Raw genomic sequence first — 17,499 nt, forward strand, 5'->3', positions numbered from 1 at the left:
TAAGAAATAAACTTTTTTCAGTTTATCCGGTCTAAGGCCTGTATCAATCTAGAGCGGAAAAACCGTCTCTATTCTGCTTTTGATTAATCGGTTCTTCTTATTCATTATTAGAGGAACCGTTCAAAAGTGAGTACATTATCATCCCGAAAAAACATAAAATCAAACCTTTTTTCCTCTTTTAGCTCAAAAAACGAACAATCAAACCATAAAATAGTTTATTTTTTGAACTTTTCCTCAATTCCTCATTAACTTCATACGAAGTATTTTATGCTATCGAATAACCGCTTTACATGCGGATTATCGGCAGAAAAATTTTCTAACTTAACCGCTTATCTATGTTAAAATCTCAGCGTTTTGCCAATACCCGACTTTCCGCTTTATTATAGAAAGAGTAATAAAATGCTACCTCGTTTAAAAGACATTCCTCAATTGGATCCGCTGGTTTCCGATTATCTGCAGAATTTAACCGACCAACATTTTGAAGGCGATATCGCATCCAATTATGCCGACCGTCTCAGTCTGGCAACGGATAACAGCGTATATCAGCAACTGCCGCAAGCCATCCTGTTTCCGAAAAGCACGGCGGATGTGGTGCGCCTCACCAAACTGGCGCAACAGGATAAATACCGCTCATTGACTTTCACGCCGCGCGGCGGCGGTACGGGTACCAACGGACAGGCGATTAATCATAATATTATCGTCGATCTTTCCCGCCATATGACGCGCATTCTGGAACTGGATGTCGAACGGCGTCGGGTAAAAGTACAGGCCGGTGTGGTCAAAGATCAGCTTAATCGTTTTTTAAAACCTTACGGTCTGTTCTTTGCGCCGGAACTGTCCACCAGCAACCGCGCAACCTTAGGCGGAATGATTAATACCGACGCATCCGGACAAGGCTCGCTAAAATACGGTAAAACCTCCGATCATGTGCTGGGCTTACGCTGCGTGCTGATCAACGGCGAAATCTTGGACACAAGTGCGGTCGAAAGCGACGGATTTTTAGACCATTTGGCTCAGCAGCCGCTTTCCGCATTAAGCAAACAACTGCATCGGGAAATATTCCAGCGCTGTAAAGCAAAACGGCAAACCATCATCCATGATTTGCCGCAGCTCAATCGTTTTTTAACCGGCTATGATTTAAAAAACGTGTTTAATGATGACGAATCCGAATTCAACCTCAGCCGCATTCTGACCGGTTCGGAGGGCTCACTGGCGTTCGTCTGTGAGGCGACATTGGATCTCACCCCGATTCCGCAATGCCGCACCCTGATTAATATAAAATATAATTCATTCGACGCCGCACTGCGTAATGCGCCTTTTATGCTTAAAGCAGACGCGCTGTCGGTGGAAACCGTGGACAGCAACGTACTGAATCTGGCTAAGCAGGACATTATCTGGCATTCCGTCAGCGAATTATTGACCGAAGACGAAAACCGGCCGATTCTCGGCTTAAATATTGTGGAATATGCCGGCAATCATAAACCTCTTATCGACAATCAAGTCGCCCGGCTGTGCGCCCGTTTAGATGAGAAAATCGCCGCCGCGCAGGACGGCATTATCGGCTATCAGGTGTGTACCGATTTATCCTCCATCGAACGCATTTACGCCATGCGTAAAAAAGCGGTCGGCCTGCTGGGTAATACGCAAGGCGCCGCCAAACCGATTCCTTTTGTGGAAGACACCTGCGTACCGCCGCAACATTTGGCGGACTATATCGCCGAATTTCGCGCCTTGCTGGACAGTCATCAGCTGCAATACGGCATGTTCGGCCATGTGGATGCCGGCGTGCTGCATGTGCGGCCGGCGCTGGATTTATGTGATAAAGAGCAGGTGATGTTATTTAAAAACATCTCCGATCAAATCGCCGCCCTAACTCATAAATACGGCGGTTTAATCTGGGGCGAACACGGCAAAGGCATGCGTTCTCATTACGGTGAAACCTTCTTTACGCCGGAATTATGGCAGGAGTTGCGTTACATTAAATTTCTGTTTGATCCCGACAACCGCCTAAATCCGGGCAAAATCTGTACTCCGCTGAATCACCAAGCATCGCTCTACTCGATCCTTTCGCCGATGCGCGCCGATCAGGATCGCCAGATTCCGATTCAAATACGGGAAGCCTTTCCCGGCGCAATGAATTGCAACGGCAACGGGTTATGCTTTAACTTTGATGAACACAGCATTATGTGTCCGTCCATGAAAGTCAGTAAAAACCGGGTTTATTCGCCGAAAGGACGGGCTGCTATGGTACGCGAATGGCTGCGCCTGATGGCAAAGGAAAACGTACAGCCGGCGCAGTTGGATTTTCGTCACCGCGAGGTAAAACTCACCGATCTGGTGCAACGGCTGCGCAACAGCCTGCGAAAACGCCGCGGCGAATACGATTTTTCTCACGAAGTCAAAGCCGCCATGGATACTTGTCTGGCGTGCAAAGCCTGTGCCAGCCAATGCCCGATAAAAATTGATGTGCCGACCTTCCGGGCGCAGTTCTTTTATCTTTATCACCGGCGTTACCTGCGTCCGCTGAAAGACTATGTGGTTTCAAATGTAGAGTTCGCCGCCCCGTGGATGTCGAAAGCGCCGAAATTCTTCAACTTTTTTACCGCGGCCAAAGCAAGCCGACCGCTAGCGGAAAAGCTGCTGGGCATGACGGATTTACCCTTGCTCAGCACCCCGACATTACAGCAGCAACTGGTAGAAATCGGTTATCAGGGCTATTCGCTGGAACAGCTTGAAAGCCTAAGTGCGGTGCAAAAACAGGATGTTTTGCTGATTGTGCAGGATCCGTTCACCTCATTTTATGATGCCAAAGTGGTGGCCGATTTTATCGAACTCAGCCGGCAATTAGGCTATAAACCGATTCTGCTGCCCTTTAAACCGAACGGCAAAGCGCAACATATTAAAGGCTTTCTGGCGCGTTTTGCCAAAACGGCCAAAAATCAGGCGGAGTTTTTAAATCGCATGGCGCAAACCGGCCTGCCGCTGGTGGGCGTTGATCCTGCCATCGTACTGTCCTATCGCGATGAATATCAGGAAGTGCTCGGCAATGCGCGCGGCGATTTTCAGGTGATAACTGCGCACGAATGGCTGAACAGCCAACTGCACAGTGAAAAATTACAACGTGCGGTCAAAAACTGCACGAAAAATAACCGCACTTTATCGTCGCCGTGGTATTTATTTCCGCATTGCACCGAAACGACCGCAATGCCGAACAGCCCGAAAGAATGGCAGCGGATTTTTTCTGCCTTCGGTCAACAGCTGCAAACCGAAACCGTCGGCTGCTGCGGTATGGCCGGCACCTTCGGGCATGAAACCCAGCACCTTGAAATGTCAAAGACGATTTATGCGGTGTCATGGGCGAAAAAACTGGCGGACAAAGACCCCGAGCGTTGTCTGGTCACCGGGTATTCCTGCCGCAGTCAAGTTAAACGCATGCAGCACTGGCAACCTAAACACCCGCTGCAAGCGCTATTGGGGATCGTAAAACAGGCATGAAAATCTGGAAAAAATCATTAACATTACAACAGCTTAATCAAATGAATGCGCATTGTGCGGTGGCTCATCTCGGCATCACGTTCAGTGCGCAAGGCGATAACTGGCTGGAAGCCACCATGCCGGTGGATCAACGCACCACTCAACCGATGGGCTTGCTGCACGGCGGCATTTCCGTCGCACTGGCCGAAACCGTGGCGTCAATGGCTGCGTTTTGCTGCGTTGATGAGCCCTGTGCGGTCGTTGGTCTGGAAATTAACGCCAGCCATTTACGCCCGGTCAGCAAAGGTTATGTCACCGCGCGCGCCACGCCGATTCGGCTGGGAAAATCCACTCAATGCTGGCAAATTGACATTAAAGATCAAACAGATAAACTATGCTGTAGTTCCCGTTTAACAGTTTCCGTGGTTAATCAATGAGTAAAAAAACCGGCATTATTCTTTCCAATCTGGGTACGCCCGACGCCCCGACACCGCCTGCAATCGCACAATATCTCCGGCAATTTTTGACTGATCCGCGAGTGGTGGATCTGCCCCGCTGGCGCTGGCTGCCGTTATTAAAATGGGTTATCCTGCCGCGCCGCGCCACGCGTATCGCCAAAACCTACCAAGCAATCTGGACGGAACAAGGCTCGCCGTTAGCGGTGATCAGCGAAAAACAAAAACATGCGTTACAGCAAGCCTTAAACGCCCGGCAGATCGAAGCGGTGGTGGAAATCGGCATGACTTACGGTAATCCGTCCATGGAAAGCGCGCTGCAAAAGCTGGCCGATCAGCAGGTGGAAAAAATCATCGTGCTGCCGTTGTATCCGCAATACAGCAGCACGACCACCGCTGCCGTGTTCGATGTTTTTGCTGCGGCAATGAAAAAACAGCGGCGCATGGTGCCCTTTGAGTTTATCCATTCTTATCATCTGAATGAACATTATATTCACGCTCTGCTTCAGTCGATTAAAGTGCGGTTTAAATCCGATGAGTTTTTGCTGTTTTCCTTTCACGGAATTCCGCTGCGCTATGAACATCAGGGCGACAATTACCGCGAATATTGCAAACAAACGGTGCTGGAAATTGTTGATCGCCTAGGGCTGACGGAAAACCAGTGGGGCTTGTCTTTTCAATCCCGTTTCGGCCGAGAGGAATGGCTGCAACCTTATACGGACAAGCTATTAACCCATATCGCCGCCCGGCAGGGGGTACAGAAAATCGCGGTGATTTGCCCGGGATTTGCCAGCGATTGTCTGGAAACGCTGGAAGAAATCGATGGGGAAAACCGCGCCTTGTTCTTGCGCAGCGGCGGCACGTCGTTTCAATATATTCCGGCCTTAAACGCCGCGCCCGCGCATATAAACATGATGCTGGAATTGATCCGCGCCCGTCTGTAAACGCCCGGCCGACAATATCGCCGCACAGCAAAAGGGCGCCCCATGCGCCCTTTATCCTTCAAATATCCTTCAAACGGCAAATGCCATCTGCCGTTTACAGCACTTAGCCGAGCACCTGAATCAGCACCGCATCGTCCTGCGGTTCAATCAGTTCGCCGACTTCAAATAACTCAATATTCTGCTGACCGGCGACGGCGAAAACGTCCGCTTCCGCCTCCGGTTTTACCGCAATCAGCAAGCCGCCGGAGGTCTGCGGATCACACAAAATCGCTTTCTGCAACTCCGTCATCGGGCCGATTTTATGCCCGTAGCTGTCGAAATTACGGCTGGTGCCGCCCGGTATGCAACCTTTTTCAATATAGCGCGGCACACCGTCTAATGTTTTGATTTTATCGAAATACACTTTCGCATTTAAATGGGAACCTTCGCAGATTTCGGACAAATGTCCCAACAGGCCGAATCCGGTGACATCGGTCATCGCCGTCACGCCTTCAATCTCGGCGAACTGACTGCCAATACTGTTCATGCGGCACATCACTTCAGTGGCTAATCCCGCATGTTCCGATTTGAGTTTTCCTTTTTTCTCCGCCGTGGTCAGCACGCCGATCCCCAACGGTTTGGTCAGATACAATTTACAGCCGGCTTGTGCGGAAGCGTTCTTTTTGACTTTTTGCGTGTCGATAATGCCGGTTACCGCCAGCCCGAAAATCGGCTCCGGTGCGTCGATAGAATGACCGCCGGCCAGCGAAATCCCCGCCTGCTGACAGGCAAAACGACCGCCCTCCACAATCCGGCGGGCAACGGACGGCGGCAATAATTTAATCGGAAAACCGAGAATAGCAATGGCCATAATCGGCTTGCCGCCCATCGCAAAAATATCGCTAATCGCATTCGTTGCGGCAATGCGGCCGAAATCGAACGGATCATCAACAATCGGCATAAAAAAATCGGTGGTGCTGATAATCCCGATGTTATTGCCGATGTCATAAACTGCGGCATCATCTTTGGTTTCGTTGCCGACCAGCAGATGAGGGTCAAGCCGTTTTTCCATGGTGGAATGCAATATGGTTTCCAGAACTTTCGGCGAAATTTTACAACCGCAGCCTGCACCGTGGCTGTATTGTGTCAGCCGAACCGTATGCGCGACGGTTTCCTCCAGCTCACTTTGAACTTCATTAAGATGTTGTGGTGAATGTTGTGCTTCCATATTTTTTCTCCCGCGAGTAATAAAATGACAAGTGGTTTTCGCATTATACGCTTTTAGATATAAAGTGCGGTTAATTTCGATAAAATTTTTCAGCGCCGCTTCACGCCATCTTCGACCGCCGCTTAATAAATTTTTCTTTTCTCTTCCGATTAATGGGTTAGAATACTCCGAAACAGCACTTACTGAATGGCAATGAATAAACGTAAACGCCCGACCCTACAGCATATCGCCGATCATCTCGGCATTACCAAAATGACGATCAGCCGTTATTTGCGTAATCCCGCTTCCGTCGCACCGGATACCCGACAGAAAATCGCCGCGGCAATAGAACAGTTCGGTTATATTCCGAACCGGGCGCCGGATATTTTATCCAATGCGAAAAGCCGTGCCATCGGTGTGCTGCTGCCCTCGTTGACCAATCAGGTTTTTGCCGATGTTCTGAAAGGTATTGAACTGATTACCGATAATGCCGGTTATCAAACCATGCTGGCGCACTACGGTTACAGTGAGCAAAAAGAGGAACAACGCATAGAAAGTCTGCTGTCCTACAATGTGGACGGACTGATTTTAGCGGAAAATCAGCACAGTAAACGCACGCTGAAAATGCTGGAAGTGGCCAATATTCCGGTGATTGAAATTATGGACTGTAGCGCCGTGGGGATCCGCCAGAGCATCGGTTTTGATAATATTGCCGCGGCGCACTCCATGGTGGAAACGATGATTAAACGCGGGCATAAACACGTCGTTTATTTTACCGCCCGTATGGATAAACGGACGAAACTAAAAATGCAGGGTTATGAACAGGCCATGCGCAAATACGGTTTGCAACCGCACAGCCTGATCACCGAACAACCCTCGTCGTTTACCTTGGGGGCTACGCTGTTACGCCAGACGCTGCATCAATATCCCGCAACCGACGGCATATTCTGCACCAACGACGATTTGGCCATCGGTGCGTTATTTGAGTGTCAGCGATTGGGAATAAAAATACCGCAGCAAATCGCCATCGCCGGCTTTCATGGGCATGATGTGGGGCAATCCATGACGCCGCAGTTAGCCACCGTCATCACGCCGCGGCTTGAAATCGGCAAAACCGCGGCGCAAGAGCTGCTAAACCGCCTCAATGGTATTCCGCAGCAAAGCAGTATGATCAATTTAGGCTATCAGATACATTTGGGCGACAGCATTTAGCGCATAAAAAAGGGCGACAATCAGTCGCCCTTCATTGTTTAACGGCTTTCCGGCGCCGGTATTTTCGGCTGCGTAAAACAGCGCAGTAAAAGATAACCGATGATCGCCGCCGCACCGGAACCCAGCAGAATACCCAGACGGGCGAAGGTATTTAATTCGCTGTTGCTGCTGCCGAAGGCAAGGCCGGATAAAAACATCGACATGGTAAAACCGATTCCGCACAATACCGACACGGCAAAAACCTGCTTAAAGTTGATGCCCTCGGATAATCTGGCAATCCCCAATTTGACGCCGAAATAACTGAATAAAAACACGCCGAGCGGTTTACCCAGCAATAACCCCAAGCTCACGCCCAAGGTTAGTGGCGATGTCAGGGTTTCCCAGCCCATGCCCGATAAAGACACGCCCGCATTTGAAAAGGCAAATAACGGCAAAATAAAAAACGAACACCACGGCGCCAACGCATGTTCCATATCATGCAGCACTTTACGTCCGCGTTTGCCCTTCAACGGCACACAAAAGCCGATGATTACCCCGGCCAATGTCGCATGCACGCCGGATTTTAACACTGAAACCCATAATACCAGCCCGACAATCGCATAGGCGCCCAGATTGGAGACTTTAAAACGGTTCAACAAAATCAGCCCGATAATAGCGATGGTCGCTAATATTAATGCGCGGGTACTCAAATCATGAGAGAAAAATAAAGCGATCACCACGATAGCGCCCAAATCATCAATAATCGCTAACGCCAGCAAAAAGATTTTCAACGCAAAAGGTACCCGGCTGCCTAACAGAGCCAGCACTCCCAGCGCAAAGGCAATATCCGTCGCCATGGGAATCGCCCAGCCGTCCTGATAGGCAGGAAAATCCCGGTTAATCAACCAGTAAACCAGCGCGGGAACCACCATACCGCCCAATGCGCCGATAGCCGGGAAAATCGCTTTCTGGTAGCTGGAAATCGCACCGACCAATAATTCGCGTTTCACTTCCAGCCCGACCAGAATAAAAAACACCGCCATAAACCCGTCGTTCACCCACATTAAAAGCGGTTTATTAATTTCGACGATCGAACCGAATTGCACCACCACCGGCGCATCAAGAAAATCAAAATAGAAGTGACTTAACGGAGTATTTGCCAACAAAATGGCAAATGCGGCGAAAAACAGCAGCATGATACCGCTGGACGACTCGAGTTTCATAAAATACTTAATATATTGAACCATTTACTCTCCTAATAAAAATAATAAAAAACATATATTCTTTTAACATAAATATTAAATTTCGGTCAACAAAAATCCGATTTATTCATTGTTAAATTAAAAATAAAGTGCGGTCGGTTTTCTGTTAAAAATCCGACCGCACTTTTCAGCGCCTGATCAATCAGGTTACAAACAGTTCTTCTCACCACGCGACAGGCTGATTAAACCGGAACGCACAATTTCAATAATCGGGCTTTCTTCTTTTACCGTCGCCACGAAAGCATCAAGTTTATCTTTAGTGCCAACTAATTGAATAGTATAAGATTTTTGGCTCACATCGACAATTTGCCCGCGGAAAATTTCCGTCAGACGTTTCAGCTCATCTCTTGAGGTTCCCTGCGCTTTGACTTTGACCAGCATAACTTCTCGCTCAACATGGTCGCAATCGCTCAGATTCATCACCTTGAACACATCCACCAATTTATGCAGCTGTTTTTCGATCTGCTCCAGCACCTGCTCATCGCCATAGGCTTCAATGGTCATGCGCGATAAGGTCGGGTCATCGGTCGGCGCCACGGTCAGGCTTTCGATATTAAACGCACGTTGGGAAAATAAGCCGACGACACGCGACAATGCGCCCGATTCGTTTTCCAATAAGACTGATAAAATTCTACGCATTATGCACTCTCCGGTTTAGTTAAAATCATCTCATTCATTGCGCCGCCGCGAATCTGCATCGGATAAACATGCTCCGTTTCATCCACTCTCACATCCACAAAAACCAGCTTATCTTTCTGCGCAAACGCCTGCGCCAGCTTTTCTTCCAGTTCGTCCGGCGTATCTATCTGAATACCGACATGCCCGTAGGCCTGGGTGAGTTTAACGAAATCCGGCAGCGAATCCATATAAGACTGCGAATGGCGCCCGGAATAGATCAAATCCTGCCATTGTTTTACCATGCCGAGAAAACGGTTATTTAAGCTAATAATCACCACCGGAATCCCATATTGCTGTGCGGTGGAAAGCTCCTGAATATTCATCTGAATACTGCCGTCGCCGGTGACACAAACGACGGTTTCCTGCGGATAAGCCAGTTTCACACCGAGCGCGGCCGGTAAGCCGAATCCCATGGTGCCGAGACCGCCGGAGTTGATCCAACGACGCGGCTGTGCAAAAGGATAATGCAGCGCAGTAAACATTTGATGCTGACCCACATCGGACGCCACATAGGCGCGTCCTTGAGTGAGGCGGTAAACGGTTTCGATCACTTGCTGCGGTTTAATCACCTGACTATGGCGATCAAACTCCAGACATTTTCTTGCCCGCCATTCTTCAATCTGTTTCCACCAATCGCTCAGATCCGCCTGCGATCTGACCAGATTTTCATCTTCCAACAAGGCTAAAAATTCATCCAGCACACTGTCGGCGCTGCCGACAATCGGGATCGCCGCCGGCACATTTTTGGAAATCGAGGCCGGATCGATATCAATATGAATCACCTTGGCATGCGGGCAATATTTTGCCAGATTATTGGTGGTGCGATCATCAAAACGAACGCCGATGCCCAGAATCAAATCGCTGTGGTGCATTGCGGTATTGGCCTCGAAAGTGCCGTGCATGCCCAGCATGCCCAGAAACTGTTCATCGGTTCCCGGATAAGCGCCCAGCCCCATTAATGATGACGTAACCGGCAGATGCAGCCGCTTGGCAAACTGTTTCAACTGTTCATGACAGTTGGCCGTAATCGCGCCGCCGCCAACAAACAGCACCGGTTTTTTCGCCACCAGTAAGGCTTTCAGCGCTTTTTTTATCTGACCTTTATGCCCGTGTACCGTCGGATTATAAGAACGCAGAGCAATATCTTCCGGATAATGGTAAGGATATTTATGGTTCGGATTCACCACATCTTTCGGAATATCGATCACCACCGGGCCGGGCCGTCCGGTCGAGGCGATATAAAATGCCTTTTTAATGACGGCGGGAATATCCTCCGCACGTTTAACCAGAAAACTGTGTTTTACCACCGGACGCGAAATGCCCACCATATCGCATTCCTGAAACGCGTCGCTGCCGATAAGATTCGACATTACCTGACCGGAAAAGATCACCAACGGCACGGAATCCATATAAGCGGTGGCAATGCCGGTTATCGCATTGGTGGCACCCGGTCCGGAAGTGACCAGCACGCAGCCGACCTCACCGGTGGCGCGGGCATAGCCGTCCGCCATATGTACCGCCGCCTGTTCATGACGCACCAGAATATGATCAATGCCCGCTAAGGTATGAATAGCGTCATAAATATCCAGTACCGCACCGCCGGGATAACCGAAAACATATTTAACGCCCTGATCGCGCAGGGACTGCACTACCATTTCTGCACCGGATAATTTTTTCATTTTCACCTCTCAAATTCACCGCACTTTTCCTGCCGGCTGACTGTTTAATTTCTGTCGATATTTTTACCCGAATCAGAATGGCTTGTCTATCAAAATTTACGCAACGAACCTTATAAAATAACAAATTTTACAGATTTAAATATTGTTTTTATGAAAAATAAAGAATTTTATAAATAAAAAATCACTTAAATACAAAAAAATGCGACTTTATGCCGCATTTTATAAATTACACAAAATTAAATATTTTTATTCGAAAGCGTGATAATGATCGCAAATCAGCGCTTCTTAAACAGGAAAATCAAGGTCGCTAAGCTCGCCCCGGTCGCAATAAATCCTAACAGTCCCGACTGCGTCACGCCGACGATGAGATAGCCGACAATAGTCGCCGCGGCAACCGTGAGCGCATAAGGCAGCTGAGTCGTTACATGATCCATATGATTACATTTCGCTCCGGTGGAAGATAAAATCGTCGTATCGGAAACCGGAGAACAATGATCGCCGCACACCGCACCGGCCATCACCGACGACAGACAAGGCAGCATTAACTCCGGCGCGGCATTTGCCGCAATGGCAGCGGCAATCGGCAGCATAATCCCGAACGTTCCCCAGCTGGTGCCGGTTGAAAACGCCATCACCGAGGCTAAAACAAACAACAGCGCAGGCAGTACGGCGACCGGCAGATTCCCCGACACCAGACCGGACAAATAAGTCCCGGTTTTCATATCGCCGACCACATTATTAATCGTCCAGGCAAAACACAGAATTAAAATGGCGCCGAGCATGGATTTCATCCCTACCGACCAGGATTTCACATAATCCGCCATGCTGATCTGACGGTCAAACAAAATGCACAGCGTGACCATCACAATGGAGGCGGAACCGCCCACAACCAGCGAAATGCCGACGGTCGTATTTTCAAAGGCGCCCAATACTGAAAACGGTTGTCCTTGCGCCGCCAGTGCCTGATTACCGGTGTATAACATGGTGGAAACCGTTGCGGCGATTAACACGATGATCGGCAAAAACAGATTACGCACATGGCCGGTGACGCCGGACTGCACGTCTTCGCTTTCGTTGCCCTTTTCCAGCGCCCGCTTCTCATGTCTTGCCATAGAACCGATATCAAAGGAAAAATAGGCCACGAAAAACACCATCAGAATGGAAAAAATCGCATAAAAGTTCATCGCACTCATCGCCATAAACGCACCGATCGGCGAATAATCCGTCATCGCATACGAGGCGAGCAAGCCGGAAATCAGCGTAATAATATACGCCCCCCAACTGGATACCGGCATCATTACGCACATCGGCGCAGCGGTGGAATCCAGAATATAGGCCAGTTTGGCGCGCGAGACATTGAATTTATCCGTAACCGGACGGGCAATTGCGCCCACCGCCAGACTATGAAAATAATCGTCGATAAAAGTGACGAAAACCAGCGACGCCGCCATCAGTTTCGCGCCGCGACGGTCTTTAATCCGCTTCTGCGCCCATTCGGCAAAAGCCCGGTTACTGCCCGAGGCGGTTAAAAGTGCGGTCAGAATACCCAATAATAATAAAAATAAAATGATATTGATGGTGTCGAAATTCAGACCGTCTTCACCGCGATACACCAGCGAAGCCACATTACCGAATAAATAAGTCAGCGCATCGCCGGGATGAAAATCCGCCAGCATGAATGACCCGACAATAATCCCGACACTTAACGACAAAATCACTTTACGCGTAATAATTGCCAGCAATAAAGCCAGAATCGGCGGTACAACCGACCACAAGGAGGAGGAATAATCTACAAGTTCCATTTATGTTCTACCTAAAAATAAGGGAGAACCACTGAAGTTAACTATTTTAAAGGATGGGTATGATTTAAAATAAAAAGGCAGGTAAACAAGTCATGACCTAACCTAACCAGTAGCGCTCCATAGTGACTAACAAGACTATGACAGTGACGTCTCTTTCGATGACGCCCCCAACCAATTAAGATGACTCTTAACTGATTTCGGCAACCATTCCTTTCCTTTTCCCTCATCGCTATCCACTCAGAAAAAATACTTATAATAGCTGCACCTCTACATACATAGGACGCAGCAAAGATTACAATAAGTTGATAAAAATGCCAAGAGCAAAAATAAAAATTTTTTATTTTTTAACCGCACTTTTCGCCTCCCCATATAAAAAAACAGGTGATTTAATTTAAAATAAGATTTACCTTACCGCATATTTTCGTTATTATGCAGCGACCGATTTAAATCTCTTTTATTAATTCTTAATCATTCCAGAGGAATAAAAATGAGCGAAATATTAAAAACATTAACAAATATTCGCAGTCTGCGTGCAGCGGCCCGTGAATTAACATTGCCACAATTAGAAAGTATTTTGGATAAATTACAAGCCGTTGCGACGGAAAAACGGGAAGCCGCCGCCCGCTTACAACAGCAGGAAGCCGAACGTCAGGAACGGATTGAAAAATACAGAGCATTATTAAAACAAGACGGCATCACCGCCGAAGAACTAGCCGAAATCCTGAATACGGAAGCCACCCCGCCACGCAAAAAAAGAACGCCGCGCCCCGCCAAATACCGCTATACCGATGAAAACGGCGAAAGCAAAACCTGGACCGGTCAGGGAAGAACGCCACGCGCGATTCAAAATGCGCTGAATGCGGGAAAATCATTAACTGATTTTGAAATTTAACCGCATTTATTATTTATCCGAAACCCATATTTAATTATATTTATGGGTTTTTGCTTTTTTATCACCTGACACGCACTGCGGCACAATATTATGATCGAAAATAAAATATTACTGACCGATTGTCCTGACGATAAAGGTTTAATCGCCAAAATTACCAATATTTGTTATAAACACCAGTTGAACATTATTCATAATAATCAATTTGTGGATTTTGAAACCAAACATTTTTTTATGCGTACCGAATTACAGGGTATTTTTAATCCGGAAACCTTACTCGCGGATTTGGCATTCAGCCTGCCGCAAGGCACCAATAACCGCTTAATCGGTGCCAAGCGCAAACGGATTGTGATTCTGGTCACCAAAGAAGCCCATTGTCTCGGCGATATTCTGATGAAAAACTATTACGGCGGTCTGGATGTGGACATTGCCGCGGTCATCGGCAACCATGAAACCCTAAGAAGCCTCGTAGAGCGCTTTGACGTGCCGTTTCACTGCGTAAGCCACGAAGGCTTGAGCCGGGTTGAGCATGACCGGCTTCTGGCGGAAAAAATCGACCAATACGCCCCGGATTACATCGTACTGGCAAAATATATGCGCGTGCTTAATCCCCAGTTTGTCGCCCGTTATCCGAACCGAGTGATTAATATTCATCATTCCTTCCTGCCGGCGTTTATCGGCGCCAGACCTTATCAACAGGCTTATGAGCGCGGAGTAAAAATTATCGGCGCGACCGCCCATTTTATTAATAACGAACTGGATCAAGGCCCGATTATCATGCAAAACGTGATCAATATCGACCATACCTACAGCGCCGATGCCATGATGCGCGCAGGGCGTGATGTGGAAAAAAGCGTGCTGACCCGCGCGCTGGATCTTGCGCTGCACGATCGGATTTTTGTCTATCAAAATAAAACTATCGTGCTGTAAAAAGAAAAAGTACGGTGAAAAGAAAAAGTGCGGTAAAAAACACCGCACTTTTTTCATGACCTTTATTCTTCCGCTACGCCGTCCAGACTGTCGGAAAATGCCTGCAAGCCCTGTGCATTGCCGGATTTCACCATATTCTGCATCGCTTTCGTCGGTTGGTGAAGCAGCTTGTTGGTCAGTTTATAGCTCAGTTCCTGTAACAGGCGCTCAGGGTTTTCGCCCTGCTGTAGGGATAACAGCGCTTTTTCCAATAGCTCCTGACGGATTTGTTCGGCGCTGTTGCGATAAGTGCGGATCAAGCCGGAAAACTGATGCACTTTCAGCCATTGATAAAAATCCTGATTTTCCTGCCGGATAATCGTTTCCGCCTGCGCCGAGGCTTGTTCCCTGCGGCTGACATTGCGCTGGATAATATGCTGTAAGTCATCCACCGTATAATGATAAACGCTTTCCAGCTCGCCGACGGCTTCCTCCACATCGCGCGGCACGGCAATATCCACAATCAGCATCGGTTGATAATGCCGCTTTTGCTGTGCCTGCCGCACCATATCCTGCGTAATCAGAATCTGCTGGCTGCCGGTCGAGCTGATAATAATATCCGCCAGATCCAGGCCTTGCTGCAATTCAGGTAATGACAACACCTGAATATACTGATCCGTCTCCAGTTTTTCGACCAGCGCCTGCGCGCGGGCTAAGGTGCGGTTTGCAATAGTCAGGCTTTTTACTCCGTGACGCAGCAAATGGCGGCTGACCAGTTCTATGGTTTCCCCGGCGCCGACCAACAGGATGTTCAGTTTGCGCAGGCTATCGAAGATTTGACGCGCCAGCGTACAGGCCGTATAAGCGACGGAAACCGCATTTTCACCGATATCGGTTTCCGTGCGCACCCGTTTGGCCGTGGCGAAGGTTTTCTGAAACAGCCGCGAAAACTCACCGGATACCGCACCGTCGTGGCGCTGATAAAACTGCTCACTGATTTGATATGCCTGTTTTACCTGACCTAAAATCTGCGGCTCGCCCAATACCAGAGAGTCCAGCCCGCAGGCAACGCGCATTAAATGCGCAGTAGCCTGTTGATTTTGCGCCGAATACAGGCAATCGTTCAGATCATCCACGTTTAAACCATGCGCCCCGGCAAACCAGTTGATACAGCGTTGCTGCCACTGCGCGGCTTCCTGCGGCGGGATCTGTTTATTATGCAAATACACTTCCGTGCGGTTGCATGTGGAGAGGATTACCGCGCTGTCGGCCAGTGCGGACTGCCGGATTTGCCGTAATGCCAAAAGCCGCTTTTCATCAGAAAAAGCGACCTTTTCACGCAATGCCACGGAAGCGGTTTTATGGTTGATACCTAACACAAGAATTGTCATAAATTTGTTGAAAATTGACCGCACTTTGCGCTCAACATCCCCACACACTCAAAACGGAAAAATAAATCCCTGTCATTTTAAGCAATTATGTTCACTGTAGCAAATCGGATTCTTTATTTTTGATCAGAATAACCTGATTTGATTAGAAATTATCTTTCGCTTTGCGCAAGGCGGTAAATTCCGCCGCCGTGGTGGCCTGTAAAAACGGATTAATGGTTTTCTCAAAGCCTAATGTTGTCGGCACGCTGGGCTGATTCGCCGCCCGCCATAATTTAACCTGTTCCTGATAGCGGCGCACTGCGACCTGATTGTGCGCCAGCGTGGCGGCAAAAGCCAGATTGCTCAGGGTATATTCATGCCCCGGACACAGGAGCGTTTCATCGGGCAGCGCTTTCAGCCGTTGCAGCGAGGCAAACATCTGCGCATAATCGCCGCTGAATACGCGGCCACAGCCGGCGGAAAACAACGTATCGCCGCAAAATAAATGTCCGTCGATCACAAAACTGACATGCTGTGCCGTATGTCCGCCGCAGGGGATGACCTGAATGCGGTAATGGGCTGTGCGGATTTCGCCTTGGTCAACAATTCGGGTTGCGCCTTTATCCGCCGTTTCCGCCGGGCCGAAAACCGGTAGTTGCGGATAAGCCTGCTTAAATGCCGCCACGCCGCCTACATGATCATCATGTTTATGCGTCAGCAGCAGCGCCTCCACCGTCAGTTGATGCTGTGCTAAAAAGTCGAACAACGGCTTCGTTTCCGGAATATCGATCACAATTACGGGCAAATTTTCTCGTCCGTAAACCCAAATATAGTTATCATGAAGCGCAGGAATCGGAAATAACATGCAATCATCCTCGAGGTTAATAATGAAATGGAACGCAAAATACCCCACCGCCATGAATCAGCCTACCAGCTGGCAGCAGTTACAGCGCGGCGATCAGTATTGTAATGCACTTAACCGCTATTTTGCCAATTGGTTTGCGAAAATTCCCGGCGATCAGCTGTTAAAAATCGGTGGCCTTAGCGCCGCAATCCGTTGTGATGCAGCGCGCTGTCACCAAATGGTTGTGTCCGCCGAAATCGATGAAAATCTGACCGCACTTTGCGCCGCTCAGTCTCTCTCGCTGATACAGGCAAGCCCGCTGGAGCTGCCTTTCGTTGAAAACGCCATTGATGCCTGTCTGATGATCAATATTTTAAATTTCAGTCAGGATCCGCACCAGATTCTGCGCGAAGTCAACCGCGTACTCCGTGATGACGGCTATTTGTTTATTTCACTGTTTAATCCGTTCAGCCGACTGTTGTTTAAGCGCTCGCTCGGTCTGAAACATCAAACGCCTTTTCCTTTCCGGCAATATTTACTGTGCCGGGTTATCGATTGGCTGGAACTGCTGAATTTCGATATTCTGGCGCAACAGCATTTACCCTTGCGCCCTGAACAGCGGCTGTTTTCGCCATTAACCGTAATCTGTGCGCAAAAACGCGTATATCCGCTTACCCTGCAACCGCAGAAAATGGCCTTTCGCACCGCCGGCAATCTCGAACCGGCAAGCGCCTTTAAGCAGATTAAGGAAAACTAAACGGCAAAATGCGCTCTGCACGGGCAAGCGACGGTAGATTATACTTGCCCGCCCCGCCA

General features: G+C 48.7%; 14 protein-coding genes and 1 riboswitch. Of the genes, 7 read left to right on the forward strand and 7 right to left on the reverse strand.

What is annotated here, in order from left to right:
- The first annotated feature begins 399 nt into the window (after nt 1–399).
- Genes ydiJ through hemH form a run of 3 tightly spaced genes read left to right on the forward strand, consistent with a single transcriptional unit; the run spans nt 400 to nt 4,873 of the window.
- On the forward strand, nt 400–3,495 hold the full coding sequence (gene ydiJ / locus ACESOH_RS05045) for a D-2-hydroxyglutarate dehydrogenase YdiJ (protein ID WP_373100116.1): 3,096 nt from the start codon (nt 400–402) through the stop codon (nt 3,493–3,495).
- The gene (locus ACESOH_RS05050) at nt 3,492–3,911 is read left to right on the forward strand and encodes a hotdog fold thioesterase (protein ID WP_373100118.1); all 420 of its coding nucleotides are present in this window, start codon (nt 3,492–3,494) and stop codon (nt 3,909–3,911) included. The genes ydiJ and ACESOH_RS05050 overlap by 4 nt, the downstream gene beginning before the upstream one ends.
- Entirely contained in the window at nt 3,908–4,873 is a 966-nt protein-coding gene (hemH, locus tag ACESOH_RS05055; protein ID WP_373100119.1) for a ferrochelatase, read from the forward strand. The genes ACESOH_RS05050 and hemH overlap by 4 nt, the downstream gene beginning before the upstream one ends.
- 103 nt (nt 4,874–4,976) lie before the next feature.
- Here the strand turns inward: hemH and selD are convergent, their stop codons facing one another.
- On the reverse strand, nt 4,977–6,080 hold the full coding sequence (gene selD / locus ACESOH_RS05060; protein WP_373100121.1) for a selenide, water dikinase SelD: 1,104 nt from the start codon (nt 6,078–6,080) through the stop codon (nt 4,977–4,979).
- 192 nt (nt 6,081–6,272) lie between these two features.
- On the opposite strand from selD, the gene gntR reads away from it, so the two are divergent.
- Nucleotides 6,273–7,271, forward strand: a complete 999-nt coding sequence (gntR, locus tag ACESOH_RS05065; RefSeq protein ID WP_032093002.1) for a gluconate operon transcriptional repressor GntR — start codon at nt 6,273–6,275, stop codon at nt 7,269–7,271.
- Nucleotides 7,272–7,309: 38 nt separating this feature from the next.
- Here gntR and nhaA read toward each other — a convergent pair whose 3' ends face one another.
- The 4 genes from nhaA to ACESOH_RS05085 all read right to left on the reverse strand — a co-directional run bounded on the left by nhaA (nt 7,310) and on the right by ACESOH_RS05085 (nt 12,671).
- Nucleotides 7,310–8,497 carry a Na+/H+ antiporter NhaA gene (gene nhaA / locus ACESOH_RS05070; RefSeq protein ID WP_373100123.1) on the reverse strand — a complete coding sequence of 396 codons (1,188 nt, stop codon included), beginning with the start codon at nt 8,495–8,497 and terminating at the stop codon, nt 7,310–7,312.
- 162 nt (nt 8,498–8,659) lie between these two features.
- Entirely contained in the window at nt 8,660–9,151 is a 492-nt protein-coding gene (gene ilvN / locus ACESOH_RS05075; protein ID WP_032092775.1) for an acetolactate synthase small subunit, read from the reverse strand.
- Nucleotides 9,151–10,869, reverse strand: a complete 1,719-nt coding sequence (locus ACESOH_RS05080; protein ID WP_373100126.1) for an acetolactate synthase 3 large subunit — start codon at nt 10,867–10,869, stop codon at nt 9,151–9,153. Before ACESOH_RS05080 ends, ilvN begins: the two co-directional genes overlap by 1 nt.
- A 275-nt stretch (nt 10,870–11,144) precedes the next feature.
- Nucleotides 11,145–12,671 carry a Na+/H+ antiporter NhaC family protein gene (locus ACESOH_RS05085; protein ID WP_373100128.1) on the reverse strand — a complete coding sequence of 509 codons (1,527 nt, stop codon included), beginning with the start codon at nt 12,669–12,671 and terminating at the stop codon, nt 11,145–11,147.
- Nucleotides 12,672–12,773: 102 nt separating this feature from the next.
- Nucleotides 12,774–12,949: riboswitch (Lysine riboswitch) on the reverse strand.
- A 209-nt stretch (nt 12,950–13,158) separates the two neighbouring features.
- On the opposite strand from ACESOH_RS05085, the gene ACESOH_RS05090 reads away from it, so the two are divergent.
- Together ACESOH_RS05090 and purU are read left to right on the forward strand one after the other, a co-directional pair.
- Nucleotides 13,159–13,563 (forward strand): H-NS family histone-like protein, encoded by a 405-nt coding sequence (locus ACESOH_RS05090; RefSeq protein WP_373100130.1) that lies wholly within the window; start codon nt 13,159–13,161, stop codon nt 13,561–13,563.
- A gap of 90 nt (nt 13,564–13,653) precedes the next feature.
- Nucleotides 13,654–14,490, forward strand: coding sequence for a formyltetrahydrofolate deformylase (purU, locus tag ACESOH_RS05095; RefSeq protein ID WP_032092779.1), 837 nt, complete (start codon nt 13,654–13,656; stop codon nt 14,488–14,490).
- 62 nt (nt 14,491–14,552) lie between these two features.
- Here purU and hemA read toward each other — a convergent pair whose 3' ends face one another.
- Both hemA and gloB read right to left on the reverse strand, forming a co-directional pair.
- Entirely contained in the window at nt 14,553–15,860 is a 1,308-nt protein-coding gene (gene hemA / locus ACESOH_RS05100) for a glutamyl-tRNA reductase (RefSeq protein WP_373100132.1), read from the reverse strand.
- A 142-nt stretch (nt 15,861–16,002) separates the two neighbouring features.
- Complete coding sequence (gloB, locus tag ACESOH_RS05105; RefSeq protein ID WP_373100134.1) at nt 16,003–16,704, reverse strand: hydroxyacylglutathione hydrolase; 702 nt, start codon at nt 16,702–16,704, stop codon at nt 16,003–16,005.
- 22 nt (nt 16,705–16,726) lie between these two features.
- Between gloB and ACESOH_RS05110 the strand changes: the two genes are divergently transcribed.
- A complete protein-coding gene (locus tag ACESOH_RS05110; RefSeq protein WP_032092782.1) occupies nt 16,727–17,440 on the forward strand; it encodes a class I SAM-dependent methyltransferase in 714 nt (237 codons plus the stop codon).
- The last annotated feature ends 59 nt before the right edge of the window (nt 17,441–17,499 follow it).

It is taken from the genome of Necropsobacter rosorum (assembly GCF_964241405.1).
Taxonomy (GTDB): domain Bacteria; phylum Pseudomonadota; class Gammaproteobacteria; order Enterobacterales; family Pasteurellaceae; genus Necropsobacter; species Necropsobacter rosorum.